Source organism: Kitasatospora sp. NPDC058115, assembly GCF_042884635.1.
Lineage (GTDB): Bacteria > Actinomycetota > Actinomycetes > Streptomycetales > Streptomycetaceae > Kitasatospora.
The window spans coordinates 94,226-114,988 of sequence record NZ_JBHVTL010000012.1; the positions used below are offsets into that span (position 1 = coordinate 94,226).

Genomic DNA, 20,763 nt, shown 5'->3' on the forward strand with positions numbered 1-20,763 from the left:
GCACCCGGCCACCGGCGCCCCGGAGCACGACGGCCGCCCCGGCGACGACACCGAGCCGATCGCCATCGTCGCGATGAGCTGCCGCTTCCCGGGCGGGGTCACCGGCCCCGAGGAGCTGTGGCGGCTGGTGGCCGAGGGGACCGACGCCATCACCGGCCTCCCGGTGAACCGCGGCTGGGACCTCGAAGGGCTCTACGACCCGGACCCCGACGCCCCGGGCCGCTGCTACGCCCGCGAGGGCGGCTTCCTGCACGACGCCGACGCCTTCGACCCGGAGTTCTTCGGGATCTCGCCGCGCGAGGCGCTGGCGATGGACCCGCAGCAGCGGCTGCTGCTGGAGACCACCTGGGAGGCGTTCGAGGGCGCCGGGATCGACCCGGCCGCGCTGCGCGGCAGCCGGACCGGCGTCTTCACCGGCACCAACGGCCAGGACTACGCGGCCGGGCTGCGCGACTCGGGCGCGGAGGGGCTCGAAGGACACCTGCTCACCGGCAACTCCGCGGCGGTCGTCTCCGGCCGTCTCGCCTACACCTTCGGCCTGGAGGGGCCGGCGGTGACGGTGGACACGGCGTGCTCGTCCTCGCTGGTCGCCCTGCACCTGGCGGCGCAGGCGCTGCGCGCCGGTGAGTGCTCGCTGGCCCTGGCCGGCGGCGTCACCGTGATGTCGACCCCGGGCGCGCTCATCGCCTTCAGCCGTCAGCGCGGCCTGTCCGAGGACGGACGCTGCCGGGCGTTCGCGGCGGGTGCCGACGGCACCGGCCTCGCGGAGGGCGTGGGCATGCTGCTCGTCGAGCGCCTGTCGGACGCCGAGCGCCTCGGACACCCGGTGCTGGCCGTGGTGCGGGGCAGCGCGGTGAACCAGGACGGCGCCTCCAACGGCCTGACGGCGCCCAACGGCCCCGCGCAGCAGCGGGTGATCCGCCAGGCCCTGGCGAACGCCGGGCTGTCGGCGACGGACGTGGACGCGGTGGAGGCGCACGGCACCGGCACCACGCTGGGCGACCCGATCGAGGCGCAGGCCCTGCTCAAGGCCTACGGGCAGGGGCGCGCCGAGGGCAGCCCGCTCCGGCTCGGGACGGTGAAGTCGAACATCGGTCACACCCAGGCCGCGGCGGGTGTCGCGGGCGTGATCAAGATGGTGATGGCGATGCGGCACGGTGTGCTGCCGCCCACCCTGCACGCGGACGAGCCGACTCCGCACGTGGACTGGTCGGCGGGCGCGGTGGAGCTGCTGACGGAGGCCGTCGACTGGCCGCAGGGCGACCGCCCGCGCCGGGCCGGCGTGTCGTCCTTCGGCGTCAGCGGCACCAACGCCCATGTCATCCTCGAACAGGCTCCCGGCCGTCCGGCGGACCGGCCGCGACCGGCCGACCCGGCCCCGGCCCCGGCCGTCCTGCCGTGGGTGCTCTCCGCGAAGGACCCGCAGGCCCTGCGCGACCAGGCGGCGCGCCTGCTCGCGCACGTCCGGGAGCACGCGGAGCTGGACGCGGTGGACGTCGCCCACTCCCTGGTCACCTCGCGGGCCGCGCTGTCCCGGCGTGCCGTCGTGGTCGGCGCGGACCGGGAGGAACTCCTCGACGGACTGGCCGCGTTGGCGCGCGGCGAGACCTCGGGCGGCACGGTCGTGGACGGCGGGTCGGCGTTCCTGTTCTCGGGGCAGGGGAGCCAGCGGCTGGGGATGGGGCGTGAGCTGCATGCGTCGTTCCCGGTGTTCGCGGCGGCGTTCGACGAGGTCTGCGGGGCGGTGGACGTTCACCTCGGACGGCCGTTGCGGGAGGTGGTGTTCGGCGAGGATGCGGAGGTCCTGAACCGGACGGAGTTCACCCAGCCGGCGTTGTTCGCGGTGGAGGTGGCGGTGTTCCGGCTGGTGGAGTCGTGGGGGGTGCGGGCGGACTTCCTGGCCGGGCACTCGATCGGCGAGCTGGCCGCCGCGCACGTCGCGGGCGTGTTCTCGCTGGCCGACGCCGCCGAACTGGTGGTGGCCCGTGGCCGGTTGATGCAGGAGCTGCCGTCCGGTGGGGCGATGGTCGCGGTGCAGGCCTCGGAGGACGAGGTCGCGCCGCTGCTCGCCGGTCGTGAAGACAGCGTGGGTATCGCGGCGGTCAACGGCCCGTCCTCGGTGGTGCTCTCGGGCGACGAGGACGCCGTCACGGAGGTCGTCGCGCTGCTGGAGGGCCGTCGCAGCAAGCGGCTCACCGTTTCCCACGCGTTCCACTCGCCCCTGATGGAGCCCATGCTCGCGGCCTTCCGCGCGGTGGCCGAGCGCGTCACCTTCGCCGCGCCCACCCTGCCGATCGTCTCCACCCTCACCGGACGGCCGGTCTCGGCGGAGGAGTTGGCCGACCCCGACTACTGGGTGCGCCACGTCCGCCACGCCGTCCGCTTCGCCGACGCCCTCGGCACCCTCGCGGCCAACGGCGTGAAGGCCTTCCTGGAGATCGGCCCCGGCGGCCTGACCCCGATGGTCCAGGAGACGCTGCCGGACGCCCTCGCGGTTCTCGCCCTGCGCGCCGACCGCCCCGAACCCGCCGCCTTCACCACGGCCCTCGCCCACCTCCACACCCACGGCACCGCCCTCGACTGGACGGCCGTCTTCGCCGGAACCGGCGCCCGCCGCGTCGACCTGCCCACCTACGCCTTCCAGCGCGCGTCGTACTGGCTCAAGGCCGCCGCGCCGAAGGCCGACGGTGCGGTCGCCGTGGACCCGGCCGACGCGGGCTTCTGGGAGGTCGTCGAGCGCGCGGACCTGGCCTCGCTGTCCGAGCAGCTGGAGGTGGACGGGGAGACGCCGCTCAGCTCGGTGCTCCCGGCACTCGCCGACTGGCGTCGACGCCGGCGCGAGCACTCGGTGGTGGACCGCTGGCGCTACCAGGTCCAGTGGAAGCCGCTGGCCGCGCGCGGCGACGCCGAACTGACGGGCAGCTGGCTGCTCGTGCTCCCGACCGGGTCCCAGGACCACCCGACCGCGGTGGCGGTGCGGACGGCGCTCGGCGCGCACGGCGCCACCGTCGTCGAGGTGCCCGTGACGGGCGACGACGACCGCGCGGTGCTGGCCGGACGGCTGGCGGAGGCGACCGGCGACGACCGGCCGGCGGGCCTGCTCTCGCTGCTCGCCCTCGACGGGGACCGTCACCCGGCCCACCCCTCGCTGCCCCTGGGGCTGGCGCTGACCACCCTGCTGGTCCAGGCCCTCGGCGACGCCGGAGTGGACGCGCCGCTGTGGTGCGCCACCCGGGGCGCGGTGGCGGTCGGCCGTTCGGACGGCGCCGGGGATCCGTCCCAGGCGATGGTCTGGGGCTTGGGCCGCTCCGTGGCGCTGGAGCACCCGCAGCGCTGGGGCGGACTGGTCGACCTCCCGGAGACGCTGGACGACCGCTCGGCGCGCCGCCTCGCCGCCGTGCTCGCCGGCGGGAGCGAGGAGGATCAGCTCGCCGTCCGCTCCTCCGGCACCTTCGTGCGCCGCCTGCACCGCGCCGCCTCCGGCGCCGCGGGCACCGGCGCGGCCGACCGGGGCTGGCGCCCCCGGGGCACGGTGCTCATCACCGGCGGACTCGGTGCGCTGGGCACCCAGGTGGCCCGGCACCTCGCGCAGCGCGGCGCCGAGCACCTGGTGCTGACCGGCCGGCGGGGGAGCTCCACCGCCGGGGCGGCCGAACTCGCCGCCGAGATCGAGGCGTTGGGCGTGCGGGTGACCATCGCGGCCTGCGACGTGTCGGACCGCGACGCGGTGGCCCGGCTGCTCGCCGACCTCCCCGGGGCCGACCGGCCGACCGCCGTCGTGCACGCCGCGGGCATGCCCCAGTTCGCCCCGGTGGAGGGGACCGCGCTCGCCGACCTCGCCGAGGTGGTGGCGGCCAAGGTGGCCGGGGCCGCGCACCTGGACGAGCTCCTGGGCGACCACCCGTTGGACGCGTTCGTGCTCTTCTCCTCCGTCGCCGGAGTGTGGGGCAGCGGGAGCCAGGCCGGCTACGCCGCCGCCAACGCCTTCCTGGACGCCCTGGCGCAGCGGCGCCGGGCCCGGGGCCTGGCCGCGACCGCGGTCGCCTGGGGCCCGTGGGCCGAGGGCGGCATGGTGGACGGCGAGGAGGCGGAGGCCCACCTGCGCCGCCGCGGCCTGCCCGCGATGGCGCCGCAGCCCGCGATCGCGGCGTTCCAGCGGGCGCTGGACCAGGAGGAGACGGCGGTCGTGGTGGCCGATGTGCGCTGGGAGCGCTTCGTCCCCGCCTTCACCGTCACCCGCCCCAGCCCGCTCTTCGGGGAACTCCCGGAGGTGCGGGAGGCGCTGTCCGGCGCCGAGGACGCGCAGTCCGGTGGCGGACTTCCCTCCCTCGCCGCCGAGTTGGCCACCCTGCCGGGCGCCGAGCGCGACCGCGTCCTGCTCGACCTGGTCCGCACCGAGGTGGCCGGGGCGCTCGGCCACCCGGGCCCCGAGGCGGTCGCGCCCGAGCGGGCGTTCAAGGACCTGGGCTTCGACTCGCTCACCGGTGTCGAACTGCGCAACCGGCTGAACACCGTGACGGGGCTGCGGCTGCCGACCACCCTGGTCTTCGACCACCCCAACGCGACGGACCTCGCGGCCTTCCTGGCCGTCGAACTGTCCGGCGCGCAGGGGGGAGCCGCCACCGTGGCCGCGACGGCGGCGACCGGGACCGCGACCGGGAACGACGAACCGATCGCGATCGTGGCGATGGGCTGCCGCTTCCCCGGCGGCGTGCGGTCCCCGGAGGACCTGTGGCAGCTGCTGGTGGACGAGGCGGACGCGGTCGGCCCGTTCCCGGCCGACCGGGGCTGGGACATCGAGGCCCTGTACGACCCGGACCCGGAGCGGACCGGCACCAGCTACGTCAACCAGGGCGGCTTCCTGCACGACGCCGGCGCCTTCGACGCACGGTTCTTCGGGATCTCGCCGCGCGAGGCGCTGGCCATGGACCCGCAGCAGCGGATCCTGCTGGAGGTGGCCTGGGAGACCCTGGAGCGGGCACGGCTCGACCCCGCCTCGGTGCGCGGCAGCCTGACCGGCGTCTTCGTCGGCTCCGGCTACCAGGGCTACGGCGCCGGGCTGTCCGAGCTGCCCGAGGGGGTGGAGGGGCACCTCCTCACCGGCAGCTCCTCCTCCGTCATGTCCGGCCGGATCGCCTACGCGCTGGGGCTCGAAGGCCCGGCGGTGACGGTGGACACGGCCTGCTCGTCCTCGCTGGTCGCGCTGCACCTGGCGACCCAGGCGCTGCGCTCGGGCGAGTGCTCGCTGGCCCTGGTCGGCGGCGCGGCGGTGATGTCCAGCCCCAACGCCTTCGTCGAGTTCAGCCGCCAGCGCGGCCTGGCCGTCGACGGGCGCTGCAAGCCGTTCGCGGCCGCCGCCGACGGCACCGGCTGGGGCGAGGGCGTGGGCATGCTGCTGGTGGAGCGGCTGTCGGACGCCGAGCGTCACGGGCACCCGGTGCTGGCGGTGGTGCGCGGCAGTGCCGTCAACCAGGACGGCGCGTCGAACGGCCTGACGGCGCCCAACGGCCCCGCCCAGCAGCGCGTGATCCAGCAGGCCCTGGCCAACGCCCGCCTCTCCACCGCCGACATCGACGCGGTGGAGGCGCACGGCACCGGCACCGCGCTCGGCGACCCGATCGAGGCACAGGCCCTGCTGGCCACCTACGGCCAGGACCGGCCCGGGGACCGGCCGCTCTGGCTCGGCTCGATCAAGTCCAACATCGGCCACACCCAGGCCGCCTCGGGCGTCGCCAGTGTGATCAAGACGGTGCTCGCGATCCGGCACGGGTCGCTGCCGCGCACCCTGCACGTGGACGAGCCGACGCCGCACGTCGACTGGTCGACCGGTGCGGTGCGGTTGCTGACCGAGCCGGTGGCGTGGCCGGCGGGCGACCGCCCGCGCCGTGCCGCCGTCTCCTCCTTCGGCGTCAGCGGCACCAACGCCCACACCATCATCGAGCAGGCGCCCGCCGAGGCCGCCGTCGTGCCGGCCCCGGCCGTCCCGGAGGCGCCGCGAAGCCTGCCCTGGGTGCTGTCGGCGAAGGACGAGCCGGCCCTGCGCGAGCAGGCGAACCGGCTGCTCGACGCCCTGGACGCCGGCCCCGAGGCCGCCCCGGCCGACCTCGCCCTCTCCCTGGCGGTCTCACGGACCGCGCTGGACCACCGGGCCGTCGTCGTGGGCCGCGACCGGGCCGACCTCGCCGCCGCTCTCGGCGCGCTGGGCCGGGGCGAGTCGGTGGCCGGACTGGTGCGAGGGGTCGCTGCGTCGTCCCGCGGACGGCTGGCCCTGCTCTTCTCGGGGCAGGGGAGTCAGCGGCTGGGGATGGGGCGTGAGCTGTGCGCGTCGTTCCCGGTGTTCGCGGAGGCGTTCGACGAGGTCTGCGCGCATCTGGACGTGCATTTGGGGCGGCCGTTGCGGGAGGTGGTGTTCGGCGAGGACGCGGAGGTCCTGAACCGGACGGAGTTCACCCAGCCGGCGTTGTTCGCCATCGAGGTGGCGTTGTTCCGGCTGGTGGAGTCGTGGGGGATTCGTCCCGCCTTCCTGGCCGGGCACTCGATCGGCGAGTTCGCCGCCGCGCACGTCGCCGGGGTGCTGTCGCTCGAAGACGCGGCCGAACTGGTCGCCGTGCGCGGCCGGTTGATGCAGGAGCTGCCGTCCGGTGGGGCGATGGTGGCGGTTCAGGCCTCGGGGGACGAGGTCGCGCCGTTGCTGGTCGGCCGTGAGGACAGCGTGGGTATCGCGGCGGTCAACGGCCCGTCCTCGGTGGTGCTTTCGGGATCGAAGGGCGCCGTCGAGGAGGTCGTCGCACTCCTGGAGGGCCGCCGCACCAAGCGGCTCACCGTCTCCCACGCCTTCCACTCGCCGCTGATGGAGCCCATGCTCGCCGCCTTCCGCGCGGTGGCCGAGCGCGTCACCTTCGCCGCGCCCACCCTGCCGGTCGTCTCCACCCTCACCGGACAGCTCCTCACCGCCGACGAGCTCACCGATCCCGACTACTGGGTGCGCCACGTGCGCCACGCCGTCCGCTTCGCCGACGCCGTCGAATCGCTGGCGGCGCAGGGGGTGACGGTCTTCCTGGAGATCGGCCCCGGCGGCCTGACCCCGATGGTCCAGGAGACCCTGCCCGACACCGCCGCCGTCCCCGCCCTGCGCGCCGACCGCCCCGAGGACGCGGCGCTGACCACCGCCCTCGCCGAGCTGCACGTGCGGGGCGCCTCCCCGGTGTGGGACGCGGTCCTCGCCGGAACCGGCGGGCGGCGGGTCGACCTGCCCACCTACGCCTTCCAGCAGCAGCAGTACTGGCTGCGGAGCACGCCGGAGCGGTCCGTCCCGGCGGCGCCCGTCGACGCGGCGGAGGCCGAGTTCTGGGACACCGTGGAGCGCGGGGAGTCCCAGGCACTGGCCGAGCGGCTCGGTCTCGACGCCGACGCGCCGCTCGACTCGGTGTTCGCCGCACTGTCGTCCTGGCGTCGCGAGACCAGGACCCGCAACACCGTCGACAGCTGGCGCTACCAGGCCACCTGGAAGCCGTGCACCGACCTCCCGTCCGGCCCCCTGGCCGGCGGCTGGCTGGTCGTCGCGGCCGACGAGGAAGCGGCGGACGCCTGCGCCCGGGTGCTGCGGGAGCGGGGCGCCGAGCCGTCGACGCTGATCGTGGCCGACGCCGGCACCGACCGGCCGATGCTCGCCAAGCTGCTGCGCGAGACCCTGCCGCAGGACACCCCGACGGTCGGGGTGCTGTCCCTGCTGGCGCTGGACGAGCGCGCGCACCCGGTCCACCGGGCGCTGCCCCTCGGCCTCACGGCGACCGTCACCCTGGTGCAGGCCCTGGGGGACGCCGAGCTGGACGCCCCGCTGTGGTGCGTCACCCGGGCCGCCGTCTCGGTCGGCCGCTCCAACCCCGTCGAGCAGCCGCTCCAGGGGCTGGTGTGGGGGCTGGGCCGTGCCGTCGCGCTGGAACACCCCGACCGCTGGGGCGGGTTGGTCGACCTCCCGCCGTCCTCCGGCCAGGACGCCCGCACCCTGGGCCGGCTGGCCGATGTGCTGGGCGGCGCCGGGGACGAGGACCAGCTGGCGGTGCGCGGATCCGGGGTGTTCGTCCGCCGGCTGACGCGGGCGGCACGGAGCACCCCCGGGCGCGCGTGGCGTCCGCGCGGCACCGTGCTGATCACCGGTGGCACCGGTTCGCTCGGCGGTCACGCGGCCCGCTGGCTGGCGCGCAGCGGTGCCGAGCACCTGGTGCTGACCAGCCGGCGCGGCGCGGCGGCCGAGGGTGCGGACGAACTGCGCCGTGAGCTGGAGGAGCTGGGGGCCGAGGTCACCATCGCGGGCTGCGACGTGGCCGACCGCGAGGCGCTGGCGGGGCTGCTGGACTCCCTGCCGGCCCAGCACCCGCTGACCGCCGTGGTGCACGCCGCCGGCCTCCCGCAGTTCACCACCGTCATGGAGACCGGCCTGGGCGAGCTGGCGGACGTGGTCGCGGCCAAGGTGGCGGGCGCCGTGCACCTGGACGAGCTGCTGGAGGAACGGGACCTGGACGCCTTCGTGCTCTTCTCCTCGGTCTCCGGGGTCTGGGGCAGTGGCAGCCAGGCGGCCTACTCGGCCGGCAACGCCTTCCTGGACGCCCTGGCGCAGCGGCGCCGGGCCCGGGGCCTGGCCGCGACCGCGGTCGCCTGGGGTCCCTGGGGCGAGGGCGGCATGGCGGCCGAGGACGGCGCGGCGGAGCACCTGCGCCGCCGCGGCCTGCCGCAGCTGGCCCCCGCGCTGGCCGTCAGCGCGCTCCAGGACGCCCTGGACCGGGACGAGACCGCGGTGGTGGTGGCGGACGTCGACTGGTCGCGGTTCGCGCCGTCCTTCACCGTCGGCCGGGTGAGCCCGCTGCTCGGTGACCTGCCGGAGGTCCGGGCGGCCCTGGCGGGGGCCACCGGCGCCGACGCGGCCGCCGACGGCGGGGCGTCGGAGCTCACCCGCCGCCTCGCGGAGCTGCCGCCGGAGGGCCGGCACGCGCTGCTGCTCGACCTCGTGCAGACGGAGGCCGCGGCCGTGCTCGGCTACGGCGGGGGCGAGTCGATCGAGCCGGACCGGGCGTTCCGGGAGCTGGGCTTCGACTCGCTCACCGCGGTCGAGCTGCGCAACCGGATCGCCACGGCGACGGGGCTGCGGCTGCCGACCACGATGGTGTTCGACCACCCCACCCCCGGCGCGCTCACCGACCACCTGTGCGCGGAACTCGTCCCGGCCGCCGGCGGGGACGCGGGCACCGGCGACGTCCCGGACGCCCGGCTGCGGCAGGCCCTGGCGACCGTCCCGCTGTCCCGCCTGCGGGAGGCCGGGCTGCTGGAGGCCCTGCTGCGGCTGGCGGAGCCCGGCGCGGGGGAACCGGCCCCGGACGACCCCGGCACGGCGGAGTCCATCGAGACGATGGGCATCGACGATCTTGTCGAACTTGCGCTCGGCGACAGCGATTTCTGAAACGGCCCTGAGTACGGAGCGGATGATGACCACCTCGAACGACAAGATCGTTCAAGCACTGCGGGCCTCCCTTCAGGAGACCGAGCGGCTGCGTCGGCAGAACCGGAAGCTGGTGGAGGACGCCGCGGAGCCCCTCGCGATCGTGGCGATGAGCTGCCGCTTCCCCGGCGGCGTCGCGTCGCCCGAGGACCTGTGGCGCCTGGTCGCCGAGGGCGGCGACGCGATCGGCGGCTTCCCCGCCGACCGCGGCTGGGACCTGGAGGCGCTCTACGACCCCGACCCGGACCACGCCGGCACCTGCTACGTCCGCCGGGGCGGATTCCTGCACGACGTCGCCGAGTTCGACGCCGGGTTCTTCGGGATCTCGCCGCGCGAGGCGCTGATGATGGACCCGCAGCAGCGGCTGCTGCTGGAGGCCACCTGGGAGGTCTTCGAGCGGGCCGGCCTCGACCCGGCCTCGCTGCGCGGCACCCGGACGGGCGTCTACGCGGGGACCAACGGGCAGGACTACGCGCGCCTCTCCAACTCCCCGGAGGACTTCGACGGCTACCTCGGCACCGGCAACGCCGCCGCCGTGGTGTCGGGCCGGATCGCCTACACCTTCGGCCTGGAGGGGCCGGCGGTGACGGTGGACACCGCGTGCTCGTCCTCGCTGGTGGCCCTGCACCTGGCGGCGCAGGCGCTGCGGCGCGAGGAGTGCGCGCTGGCCCTGGTGAGCGGCGTGACGGTGATGTCGACGCCCGGCGCGTTCATGGAGTTCAGCCGCCAGCGCGGACTGGCGGCCGACGGCCGCTGCAAGCCCTTCTCCGCCGCCGCCGACGGCACCGGCTGGGCCGAGGGCGTGGGCATGCTGCTGGTGGAGCGGCTCTCCGATGCACGTCGCCACGGTCACCCGGTGCTGGCCGTGGTGCGGGGCAGCGCGGTGAACCAGGACGGCGCGTCCAACGGTCTGACGGCGCCGAGCGGTCCCGCCCAGCAGCGGGTGATCCGCCAGGCGCTTGCGGACGCGGGGCTGTCCGCGGCCGAGGTGGACGCGGTGGAGGCGCACGGGACCGGCACCTCGCTGGGCGACCCGATCGAGGCGCAGGCCCTGCTGGCGACCTACGGCCAGGACCGGCCCGAGGACCGGCCGCTCTGGCTGGGGGCGCTGAAGTCGAACATCGGGCACACCCAGGCCGCGGCGGGTGTCGCGGGTGTGATCAAGATGGTGATGGCGATGCGGCACGGTGTGCTGCCGCGCACCCTGCACGTGGACGAGCCCTCGCCGCACGTGGACTGGTCGGCGGGCGCGGTGCGGCTGCTGACCGAACCGGTGGCCTGGCCGGAGCTGGACCGGCTCCGGCGGGCGGGCGTGTCCTCGTTCGGCGTCAGCGGCACCAACGCGCACGTCATCCTCGAAGCGGCGCCCGCCGAGGAGCCTGCGGAGGAGCGGACGGACGGCCCGGCGGGTGGGCCGCCGCAGGTCCCGGTGACGCTGTGGCCGCTGTCGGCCCGGGACGGGCAGGCGCTGCGCGGGCAGGCCCGGCGACTGCTGGCCCACCTGGCGGAGCGTCCGGGGGTCGACCCCGCCGACCTCGGCCGCTCACTGGCCACCTCGCGTGCCGCGCTGCCCCACCGGGCCGTGGTCCTCGGGGCCGACCGGGACGGGCTGCTGCGCGGGCTGGAGGCCCTGGCGCGGGACGGTGCCGATGCCGGGCTGGTCCAGGGCGTCGCGGGACGGAAGAACAAGCTCGCGGTCCTGTTCTCGGGGCAGGGGAGCCAGCGGCTGGGGATGGGGCGTGAGCTGTGCGCGTCGTTCCCGGTGTTCGCGGAGGCGTTCGACGAGGTCTGCGCGCATCTGGACGTGCACTTGGAGCGGCCGTTGCGGGAGGTGGTGTTCGGCGAGGACGCGGAGCTGCTGGCGCGCACGGAGTTCACCCAGCCGGCGCTGTTCGCGGTCGAGGTGGCGTTGTTCCGGTTGGTGGAGTCGTGGGGGGCGCGGGCGGACTTCCTGGCCGGGCACTCGATCGGCGAGCTGGCCGCCGCGCACGTCGCGGGCGTGTTCTCGCTCGAAGACGCGGCCGAACTGGTCGCCGTGCGCGGCCGGTTGATGCAGGAGCTGCCGCCGGGCGGGGCGATGGTCGCGGTGCAGGCCTCGGAGGACGAGGTCGCGCCGTTGCTCGCCGGTCGCGAGGACCGCGTGGGTATCGCGGCAGTCAACGGCCCGTCCTCGGTGGTGCTTTCGGGATCGGAGGACGCCGTCCTGGAGGTCGTCGCACTGCTGGAGGGCCGTCGCACCAAGCGGCTCACGGTCTCGCACGCGTTCCACTCGCCGCTGATGGAGCCGATGCTCGCGGCCTTCCGCGCGGTGGCCGAGCGCGTCACCTTCGCCGCGCCCGCTCTGCCGATCGTCTCCACCCTCACCGGACAGCTCCTCACCGCCGAGGAACTCGCCGACCCCGACTACTGGGTGCGCCACGTCCGCCACGCCGTCCGCTTCGCCGACGCCGTCGACACGCTCGCGGCCAACGGCGCGACGGTCTTCCTGGAGGTCGGCCCGGGCGGTCTGACCCCGATGGTCCAGGAGACCCTGCCCGACACCGCTGCCGTCCCCGCCCTGCGCGCCGACCGCACCGAGCCCGAGTCCTTCACCACCGCCCTCGCCCACCTCCACACCCACGGCACCGCCCTCGACTGGGACGCCGTCTTCGCCGGAGCCGGCGGACGGCGCGTCGACCTCCCCACCTACGCCTTCCAGCGCCGCCGCTACTGGCTGGAGTCCTCCGCCTTCTCGGCCGCTCCGGCGGACCCGGTCGAGGCGGGCTTCTGGGAGACCGTGGAGCAGCAGGACCTGGCCGCGTTCGCCGACCGCATCCAGGTGCCCGAGGACGCCCCGCTGGCCTCCGTCCTGCCGGCGCTCTCCACCTGGCGCCGCACGCACCGGGAGCAGTCCACGGTGGACGGCTGGCGCTACCGGATCACCTGGAAGCCCGCACCCGATCTCAGGGAGGCCGCCCCGGGCGGGCGCCGCCTCGTCCTGCTGCCCGCCGGACCGGACGAGGACGGCTGGGGCGCGGCCGTCGTCGGCGCCCTGCGCGCGCACGGCGAGGAGGTCGTCCCCGTCACCGTGGACACCGCCGCCGGCCGCGAGGCCGTCGCCGAGCAGCTGCGCGGTGTGCTCGCCGACCTCGGCCCGGAGCAGGGCGCCCCCGAGAACGGCGTCACCGGAGTGCTCTCCCTGCTCGCGGTGGACGAGCGGGCGCACCCCGTGCACCCCGTGCTGCCGGCGGGCCTGGCCGCCACCCTCGCCCTGGTCCAGGCGCTGGGCGACCTCGGCCTCGACGCCCCGCTCTGGTGCGCCACCCGGGGAGCGGTCTCGATCGGCTCCTCCGACCCGGTCCGCAGCGCCCGGCAGGCGCAGGTCTGGGCGCTGGGCCGGACGGCGGCGCTGGAGCACGGCCGCCGCTGGGGCGGTCTGGTGGACCTCCCGGAGGCGCTGGACGAGCGGGCCGCCCGCCGCCTGGCGGCCGTGCTGACCGGCGCGGGCGCCGAGGACCAGCTCGCGGTGCGCGGCTCGGGCGTCTACGTCCGCAGGCTGACGCGCGCGCCGCAGGGCGCGGTCACGGCGGGCGCCGCCCGGCGGCCGCACGGGACCGTGCTGATCACGGGCGGTACGGGCGCGCTGGGCGGCCATGTCGCACGCCGGCTGGCGCGCGAGGGCGCCGAGCACCTGGTGCTGGCCGGTCGGCGCGGGCTCGCGGCCGACGGCGCGGCCGAACTCCGTGACGAACTGGTGGCCCTGGGGGCCGAGGTGACCGTCGCCGCGTGCGACGTGGCCGACCGGGAGGCGCTGGCGCGGCTGCTCGACGGACTGCCGGCCGAGTACCCGCTGACCGCCGTGGTGCACGCCGCCGGTGTGGGCACACCCGGCCTGCTGGCCGAGACCACGCCGGAGGAGTTCGCCCGGGTGGTGGCCGCGAAGGCCGAGGGCGCCCGGCACCTGGACGAACTGCTGGGCGACCGGGCGCTGGACGCGTTCGTGTTGTTCTCCTCGATCTCCGGCGTCTGGGGCGCCGGCGGCCAGGCCGCCTACGCGGTGGCCAATGCCGCGCTCGACACCCTGGCCGAGCGGCGCCGGGCCCGGGGCCTGGCCGCGACCGCCGTGGCCTGGGGGCCCTGGGCGGGAGGCGGCATGGTCGAGGACGGTGACGCCGAGGACCGGCTGCGGCGCCGTGGACTGGCCGCGCTCGCCCCGGAGTTGGCGGTCTCCGCGCTGTGCGGCGCGCTGGACCGCGAGGAGACCGCCGTCACCGTGGCGGACGTGGACTGGTCGCGGTTCGCGCCGTCCTTCACCCTGGTACGCCCCAGCCCGCTGATCGCCGACCTGCCGGAGGTCCGGTCCGCGCAGGCGGCCGGCGCCGACGGCCCGGAGCCGGCCGCCGACGCACCGGTGCCCGCGTTCGTCCGCCGGGTGACCGGGCTCGCGGAGGCCGAGCAGCTGCGCGCGGTGCTGGACCTGGTCCGGGCGGAGGCGGCCGCGGTGCTCGGCCACGGGGGAGCGGAGCAGGTCGCCGCCGACCGGGCCTTCCGGGAGCTGGGCTTCGACTCGCTGACCGCCGTCGAGCTGCGCAACCGGCTGGCCGCGGCGACCGGTGTGCGACTGCCGGCCACCCTGGTCTTCGACCACCCGTCGCCCGCCGTGCTGGCCGCCCACCTGCGCGGGCAGCTGACCGGCGCCGAGGAGACGGCCGCGCCCACGGCCGCCGCCACGGCCGCGCGCCGCGACGAGCCGATCGCCATCGTCGCGATGAGCTGCCGCTACCCGGGTGAGGTCCGTTCGCCCGAGGAGCTGTGGCGGCTGGTGGCCGAGGGGCGCGACGCGGTGGCCGGCTTCCCCGCGGACCGCGGCTGGGACCTGGAGGCGCTCTACGACCCCGACCCGGACCGGCCGGGCACCAGCTACGCCACGGACGGCGGATTCCTCTACGACGTCGCCGACTTCGACCCGGCCTTCTTCGGCATCTCGCCGCGCGAGGCGCTCGCCATGGACCCGCAGCAGCGGCTGCTGCTCGAACTGACCTGGGAGGCCTTCGAGCGGGCCGGGATCGATCCGGCCGCGATGCGCGGCAGCCGGACCGGCGTCTTCATGGGCTCCGGCTACCAGGACTACGCCTCCCGCCTGTTGAGCGTGCCGCAGGACCTGGAGGGCTACATCGGCACCGGCAGTTCGGCGAGCGTGGTGTCGGGCCGGATCGCCTACACCTTCGGCCTGGAGGGGCCGACGCTGACGGTGGACACCGCGTGCTCGTCCTCGCTGGTCGCGCTGCACCTGGCGGCGCAGGCACTGCGGCGCGGCGAGTGCTCGCTCGCGCTCGCGGGCGGGGTGACCGTGATGTCCAGTCCCAACGCCTTCATCGAGTTCAGCCGCCAGCGCGGCCTGGCGCCCGACGGCCGTTGCAAGCCCTTCGCGGCCGCCGCCGACGGCACCGGCTGGGGCGAGGGGGCGGGCATGCTGCTGGTGGAGCGGCTGTCGGACGCCGAGCGTCACGGTCACCGGGTGCTGGCGGTGGTGCGGGGCAGTGCGGTGAACCAGGACGGCGCCTCCAACGGCTTGACGGCGCCCAACGGTCCCGCGCAGCAGCGGGTGATCCGCCAGGCCCTGGCGGACGCGGGGCTCTCCCCGGCGGACGTCGACGTGGTCGAGGCGCACGGCACCGGGACGACGCTCGGCGACCCGATCGAGGCACAGGCGCTGCTGGCCACCTACGGGCAGGACCGGCCCGAGGAACGCCCGCTGTGGCTGGGCTCGTTGAAGTCGAACATCGGTCACACCCAGGCCGCGGCCGGGGTCGGCGGCATCATCAAGATGGTGCAGGCGCTCCGGCACGAGGTCCTGCCCAGGACCCTGCACGTGGACGAGCCCACCCCGCACGTCGACTGGTCGGCGGGCGCCGTGGAACTGCTGACCGAGGCCGCCGACTGGCCGCGGAACGACCGGCCGCGCCGGGCGGGCATCTCGTCCTTCGGGGTGAGCGGCACCAACGCCCACGTGATCATCGAGCAGGCGCCCGCCCCGGCCGGTCCGGCCCCGGTCCCGGCGGCCCCGGCAACGGCGGACGGGGCCGAATTCCCGTGGGTGCTCTCCGGCGCCACCGCGGAGGCCCTGCGCGGACAGGCCGAGCGCCTCCACGCCCACCTGGCCGAGCGGCCGCAGCTGGGCGCGGCGGAGGTCGGCCTGACCCTGGCCACCTCGCGCGCCGCCCTGGAGCACCGCGCGCTGGTGGTGGCCCCGGACCCGGCCGGCCGGATGGCGGGCCTGCGCGCCCTGGCGGACGGTGAGCCGGACCGCTCGGTGGTTCTCGGCACCGCTTCGGCGGGCGCCGGGCCGGCGTTCCTGTTCTCGGGGCAGGGGAGTCAGCGGGTGGGGATGGGGCGTGAGCTCTGCGCGTCGTTCCCGGTCTTCGCCGAGGCCTTCGACGAGGTCTGCGCGTACCTCGACGTCCACCTCGAACGGCCGTTGCGGGAGGTGGTGTTCGGCGAGGACGCGGAGCTGCTGGCGCGCACGGAGTTCACCCAGCCGGCGCTGTTCGCGATCGAGGTGGCGCTGTTCCGGCTGGTGGATTCCTGGGGGGTCCGCCCCGCCGTCCTGGCCGGTCACTCGATCGGCGAGTACGCCGCGGCGCACGTCGCCGGGGTGCTGTCATTGGAAGACGCCGCCGAACTGACGGCGGCGCGCGGCCGGTTGATGCAGGAGCTGCCCCCGAACGGGGTGATGGTGGCGGTGCAGGCCCCGGAGGACGAGGTCGCGCCGCTGCTTGCCGGTCGCGAGGACAGCGTGGGTATCGCGGCGGTCAACGGCCCGTCCTCGGTGGTGCTTTCGGGATCGGAGGACGCCGTCGCGGAGGTCGTCGCACTGCTGGAGGGCCGTCGCAGCAAGCGGCTCGCCGTCTCCCACGCGTTCCACTCGCCGTTGATGGAGCCGATGCTGGCGGGCTTCCGGGAGGTCGTGGAGCGCGTCACCTTCGGCGCGCCCACCCTGCCGATCGTCTCCACGCTCACCGGGCGGCCGGTCACGGCCGAGGAGGTGGCCGACCCCGACTACTGGGTGCGCCACGTGCGCCACGCGGTCCGCTTCGCCGACGCCGTCGAGACGCTGGCGGCGCAGGGCGTGACGGCGTTCCTGGAGGTCGGGCCCGGCGGCCTGACCCCGATGGTGCAGGAGGCCCTGCCCGAGGCCGTCGCCGTCCCGCTCCTGCGCGCGGACCGACCGGAGGCCGGGTCCTTCACCACCGCCCTCGCCCGGCTGCACGCCCACGGCACCGCCCTCGACTGGGAGGCCGTGTTCGCCGGCACCGGCGCCCGCCGCGTCGACCTGCCCACCTACGCCTTCCAGCGCCGCCGCTACTGGCTGGACACCCGGCCCGCGCCCGGCGACCTGACCGGCGCGGGCCTGCGGTCGGCCGGCCACCCCCTGCTGGGCGCCGCGGTCGCGTTCGCCGGTGGTGAGGGTGCGTTGTTGACGGGGCGGTTGTCGCTTGTGGCTCAGCCCTGGTTGGCGGAGCACGTGGTGGCGGGTGCGGTGCTGGTGCCGGGGACGGCGTTGGTGGATCTGGTGCTGCGGGCCGGTGACGAGGTGGGGTGCGAGCTCCTGGAGGAGCTGACGCTCCAGGCGCCGTTGGTGCTGCCCGAGCAGGGCGCGGTGCAGGTCCAGATCACGGTGAGCGCCGCCGGCGGAACCGGCCGCCGCACCGTCCAGGTGCACTCCCGGCCGGACGGCGCCCAGGAGGGCGGCGAGGACTGGACCTCGCACGCCACCGGCGCCCTGGTCACCGCCGGGCCGGCGTCCGACGAGGAACTGTCGCCCTGGCCGCCCCTCGCGGCCGAGGCCGTGGCGACCGAGGGCTACTACGAGCGGCTGACGGAGCTGGGGTTCGGCTACGGCCCGGTGTTCCAGGGGCTGCGCGGGGTGTGGCGGCGCGGCGAGGAGGTGTTCGCCGAGGTGGCGCTGCCGGAGGGCACCGAGGTCGACGGGTTCGGTGTCCACCCGGCGCTGCTGGACGCGGCCCTGCACGCGGTGGGCCTGGGCGGGCTGCTGCCCGACACCGGCCAGGGACGGATCCCGTTCTCCTGGAGCGGTGTGCGCCTCGCGGCGACCGGCGCGGGCGCGCTGCGCGTGCGACTGGCCCCGGCCGGACCGGACGCCGTCTCGCTGCTGGCCGCCGACGCCACCGGCCGGCCCGTCGCCACCGTCGACTCCCTGGTCCTGCGCCCCGTCGCCGCCGACGGGTTCGCCCGGGCACGCCGCGCCGAGCAGCAGGACGGGCTCTACCGGATCACCTGGCCGACGGTCGCCCTGCCGGCCGCGCCGGGCGCCGACGCGGAGCACGCCGACTGGGCCCTGCTCGACCACGCCGCTCCCGAGGACCCGAACGGGAGCCTTGCGACCGCGCTGGCCGCCGAACTCGCGGCGGCCGACGCCCGGCTCACCGTCCACCCCGGCCTCACCGCGCTCACCACCGCCCTGGACGACGGCGCCACGCCCCCGCACCTGGTGCTCGCCGCCGTCGCCCCCGGCGGGGAGCACGCCGCCGACGTCCACCGGACGACCCGTGAGGTCCTCGGCCTGGTCACGGCCTGGCTGGCCGAGGAGCGCACGGCGCGGTCCCGGCTGGTCCTGCTCACCCGCGGCGCGGTCGCCCCGGAGGCCGGCGAGTCGGTGGCCGACCCGGCCCAGGCCGCCGCCTGGGGCCTGGTGCGCTCCGCCCAGTCCGAGAACCCGGACCGGATCCTGCTGGTCGACCTGGACGGCCACCCGGACTCGGTGCGCGCCCTGACGGCCGTGCCGGCCGCCGGTGAGCCGCAGCTCGCGCTGCGCCGGGGGGCCGCCCACGCCCCCCGGCTGGCCCGTACGGAGCCCGGCGCGGCCCTGCACCCCGCCCCCGGTGCGTCCGGCTGGCGGCTGACCACCGACGGCACGGGCACCCTGGACGGCCTCGCGCTGACCGAGAACCCGGCCGCCACGGCCCCGCTGGGCGAGGGGCAGGTCCGGATCGCCGTCCGGGCCGCCGGGGTGAACTTCCGCGACGCGCTCATCGCCCTGGGCATGTACCCGGGGGCGGCCTCGCTGGGCAGCGAGGCCGCGGGCATCGTCGTCGAGACCGGGCCCGGGGTCACCGGCAGGGCCGTCGGGGACCGCGTCTTCGGCATGGTCCCCGAGGCCTTCGGGCCGCTCGCGGTCGCCGACCACCGCATGGTGGCCCGCATGCCGCGCGGCTGGACCTTCGCCCAGGCCGCGTCCGCGCCGATCGCCTACCTCACCGCCTACTACGCCCTGGTCGACCTGGCCGGCCTGCGCCCGGGCCAGTCGCTGCTGGTGCACTCGGCGGCGGGCGGCGTCGGCATGGCGGCCACCCAGCTGGCCCGCCACCTCGGCGCCGAGGTCTACGGCACCGCGAGCCCCGGCAAGTGGGCGGCGCTGCGGGCCGACGGCCTGGACGAGGCGCACCTCGCCTCCTCCCGCACGCTCGACTTCGCGCCGCACTTCCTGGCCGCGACCGGCGGGCGCGGGGTGGACGTCGTCCTGAACTCGCTGGCCGGCGAGTACGTCGACGCCTCGCTGCGGGTGCTCGCCGACGGCGGGCACTTCCTGGAGATGGGCAAGACCGACGTCCGTGACGCCGCGGCGGTCGCCGCGGCCCACCCGGGCGCGTCCTACCGGGCGTTCGACACGATCGAGGCCGGACCGGACCGGATCGGCGCCATGCTCGGCGCCCTGGTGGAGCTGTTCGAGCGGGGCGTGCTGCGGCCGCTGCCCGTCACCGGCTGGGACGTGCGGCAGGCGCCGGACGCGCTGCGCCACCTCAGCCAGGCCCGGCACACCGGCAAGCTGGTGCTCACCGTGCCCGCCCCGATCGACCCGCGGGGCACGGTGCTGATCACCGGAGCCACCGGCGCCCTCGGCGGCGTGGTCGCCCGGCACCTGGTGACCGAGCACGGCGTCCGGCGGCTGCTGCTGACCGGCCGGCGCGGTCCCGCGGCCGAGGGCGCCCGCGAACTGCGCGACGAACTGGTGGAGCTGGGGGCGGAGGTGACCCTGGCGGCCTGCGACGCCGCCGACCGGGAGGCCGTCGCCGCGCTGCTGGCGGCCGTCCCGGCCGAGCACCCGCTGACCGCCGTGATCCACGCGGCGGGGGTGCTGGACGACGGCACGGTGACCTCGCTGACGCCCGGGCGGCTGGCGGCGGTGCTGCGCCCGAAGGTGGACGCGGCCCTGGTGCTGGACGAGCTCACCCGCGATCTCGACCTGTCGGCCTTCGTGCTGTTCTCCTCGGTCGCCGCCACCCTCGGCAGCGCCGGGCAGGGCAACTACGCGGCGGCCAACGCCTTCCTCGATGCGCTGGCCCTGCGCCGCCGGGCGTCCGGTCTGCCCGCGACCGCGCTGGCCTGGGGCCCCTGGGCCGAGGGCGGGATGGCGGCCGGGATGGACGCGTCCGGCCGCGACCGGATGGCGCGATCGGGGCTGGTCCCGTTCCGGGCGAAGGAGGGCCTGGCGCTCTTCGACACCGCCCGCTCGGGGGAGAACGCCCTGGCGGTACCGGTGCGCTTCGACTCCGCGGCCGACCGGGGCGCCGCCGCGGCGGCCGTCCCGGCGATCCTGCGGGCCCTGGTCCGCACGCCCGCCCGGCGCACGGCCGAGGCCGCGACGGGCGGCGCGGACACCCTCCGGCACCGGCTGGACGGTCTGCCGCAGGACGAGCAGACCCGGCTGCTGCTGGACGTCGTGCGCACGCACGTGGCGGCGGTGCTGGGGCTCGGCGGACCGCAGGACGTCGAGCGGGGCCGCGAGTTCAAGGCCCTGGGCTTCGACTCGCTGACCGCCGTGGAACTGCGCAACCGGCTCGGTGCCGCCACCGGGCTGCGGTTGCCCGCGACGCTGGTGTTCGACTTCCCGAACCCCCTCGCGCTCGCGGAGCGGATCCGGACCGGCCTCGCGCCGGAGCAGGTGGAGCCGGCGGTGGCGGTGTTCGGCGAGATCGACCGGCTGGAGGCGGTCCTCGCGGCGATCGGAGCGGACGACGAACTCGTCCGCTCCGGGGTCCGCACCCGGCTGCAGGCGGTGCTCGCGGGGCTGGCCGGCACCCCGGCGGACGAGGCGGACGGCGCGGACGCGGACGCCTCGGACGAGCGGCTCCGGAGCGCGACCGTCGACGACATCTTCGAGCTGATCGACCAGGAGCTCGACGCCTCCTGACCCTGTGGCTCCACCGGATCGCAGTGCGACAGCACTTCCTGACTCTCATGGCGGGTGAACGAGACATGCAGAACGAGCA

General features: G+C 76.4%; 1 protein-coding gene and 2 pseudogenes. All 3 read left to right on the plus strand.

Annotated features, from left to right (window positions below; all coding sequences use genetic code 11):
* Nucleotides 1-112 precede the first annotated feature (112 nt).
* Nucleotides 113-4,540: pseudogene (locus ACFVVL_RS14985) on the plus strand (type I polyketide synthase); the annotation flags it as partial.
* 186 nt (nt 4,541-4,726) lie between these two features.
* Nucleotides 4,727-9,454, plus strand: a pseudogene (locus ACFVVL_RS14990) (type I polyketide synthase); the annotation flags it as partial.
* 25 nt (nt 9,455-9,479) lie between these two features.
* Nucleotides 9,480-20,684 (plus strand): type I polyketide synthase, encoded by an 11,205-nt coding sequence (locus ACFVVL_RS14995; protein WP_387675054.1) that lies wholly within the window; start codon nt 9,480-9,482, stop codon nt 20,682-20,684.
* Nucleotides 20,685-20,763 lie beyond the last annotated feature (79 nt).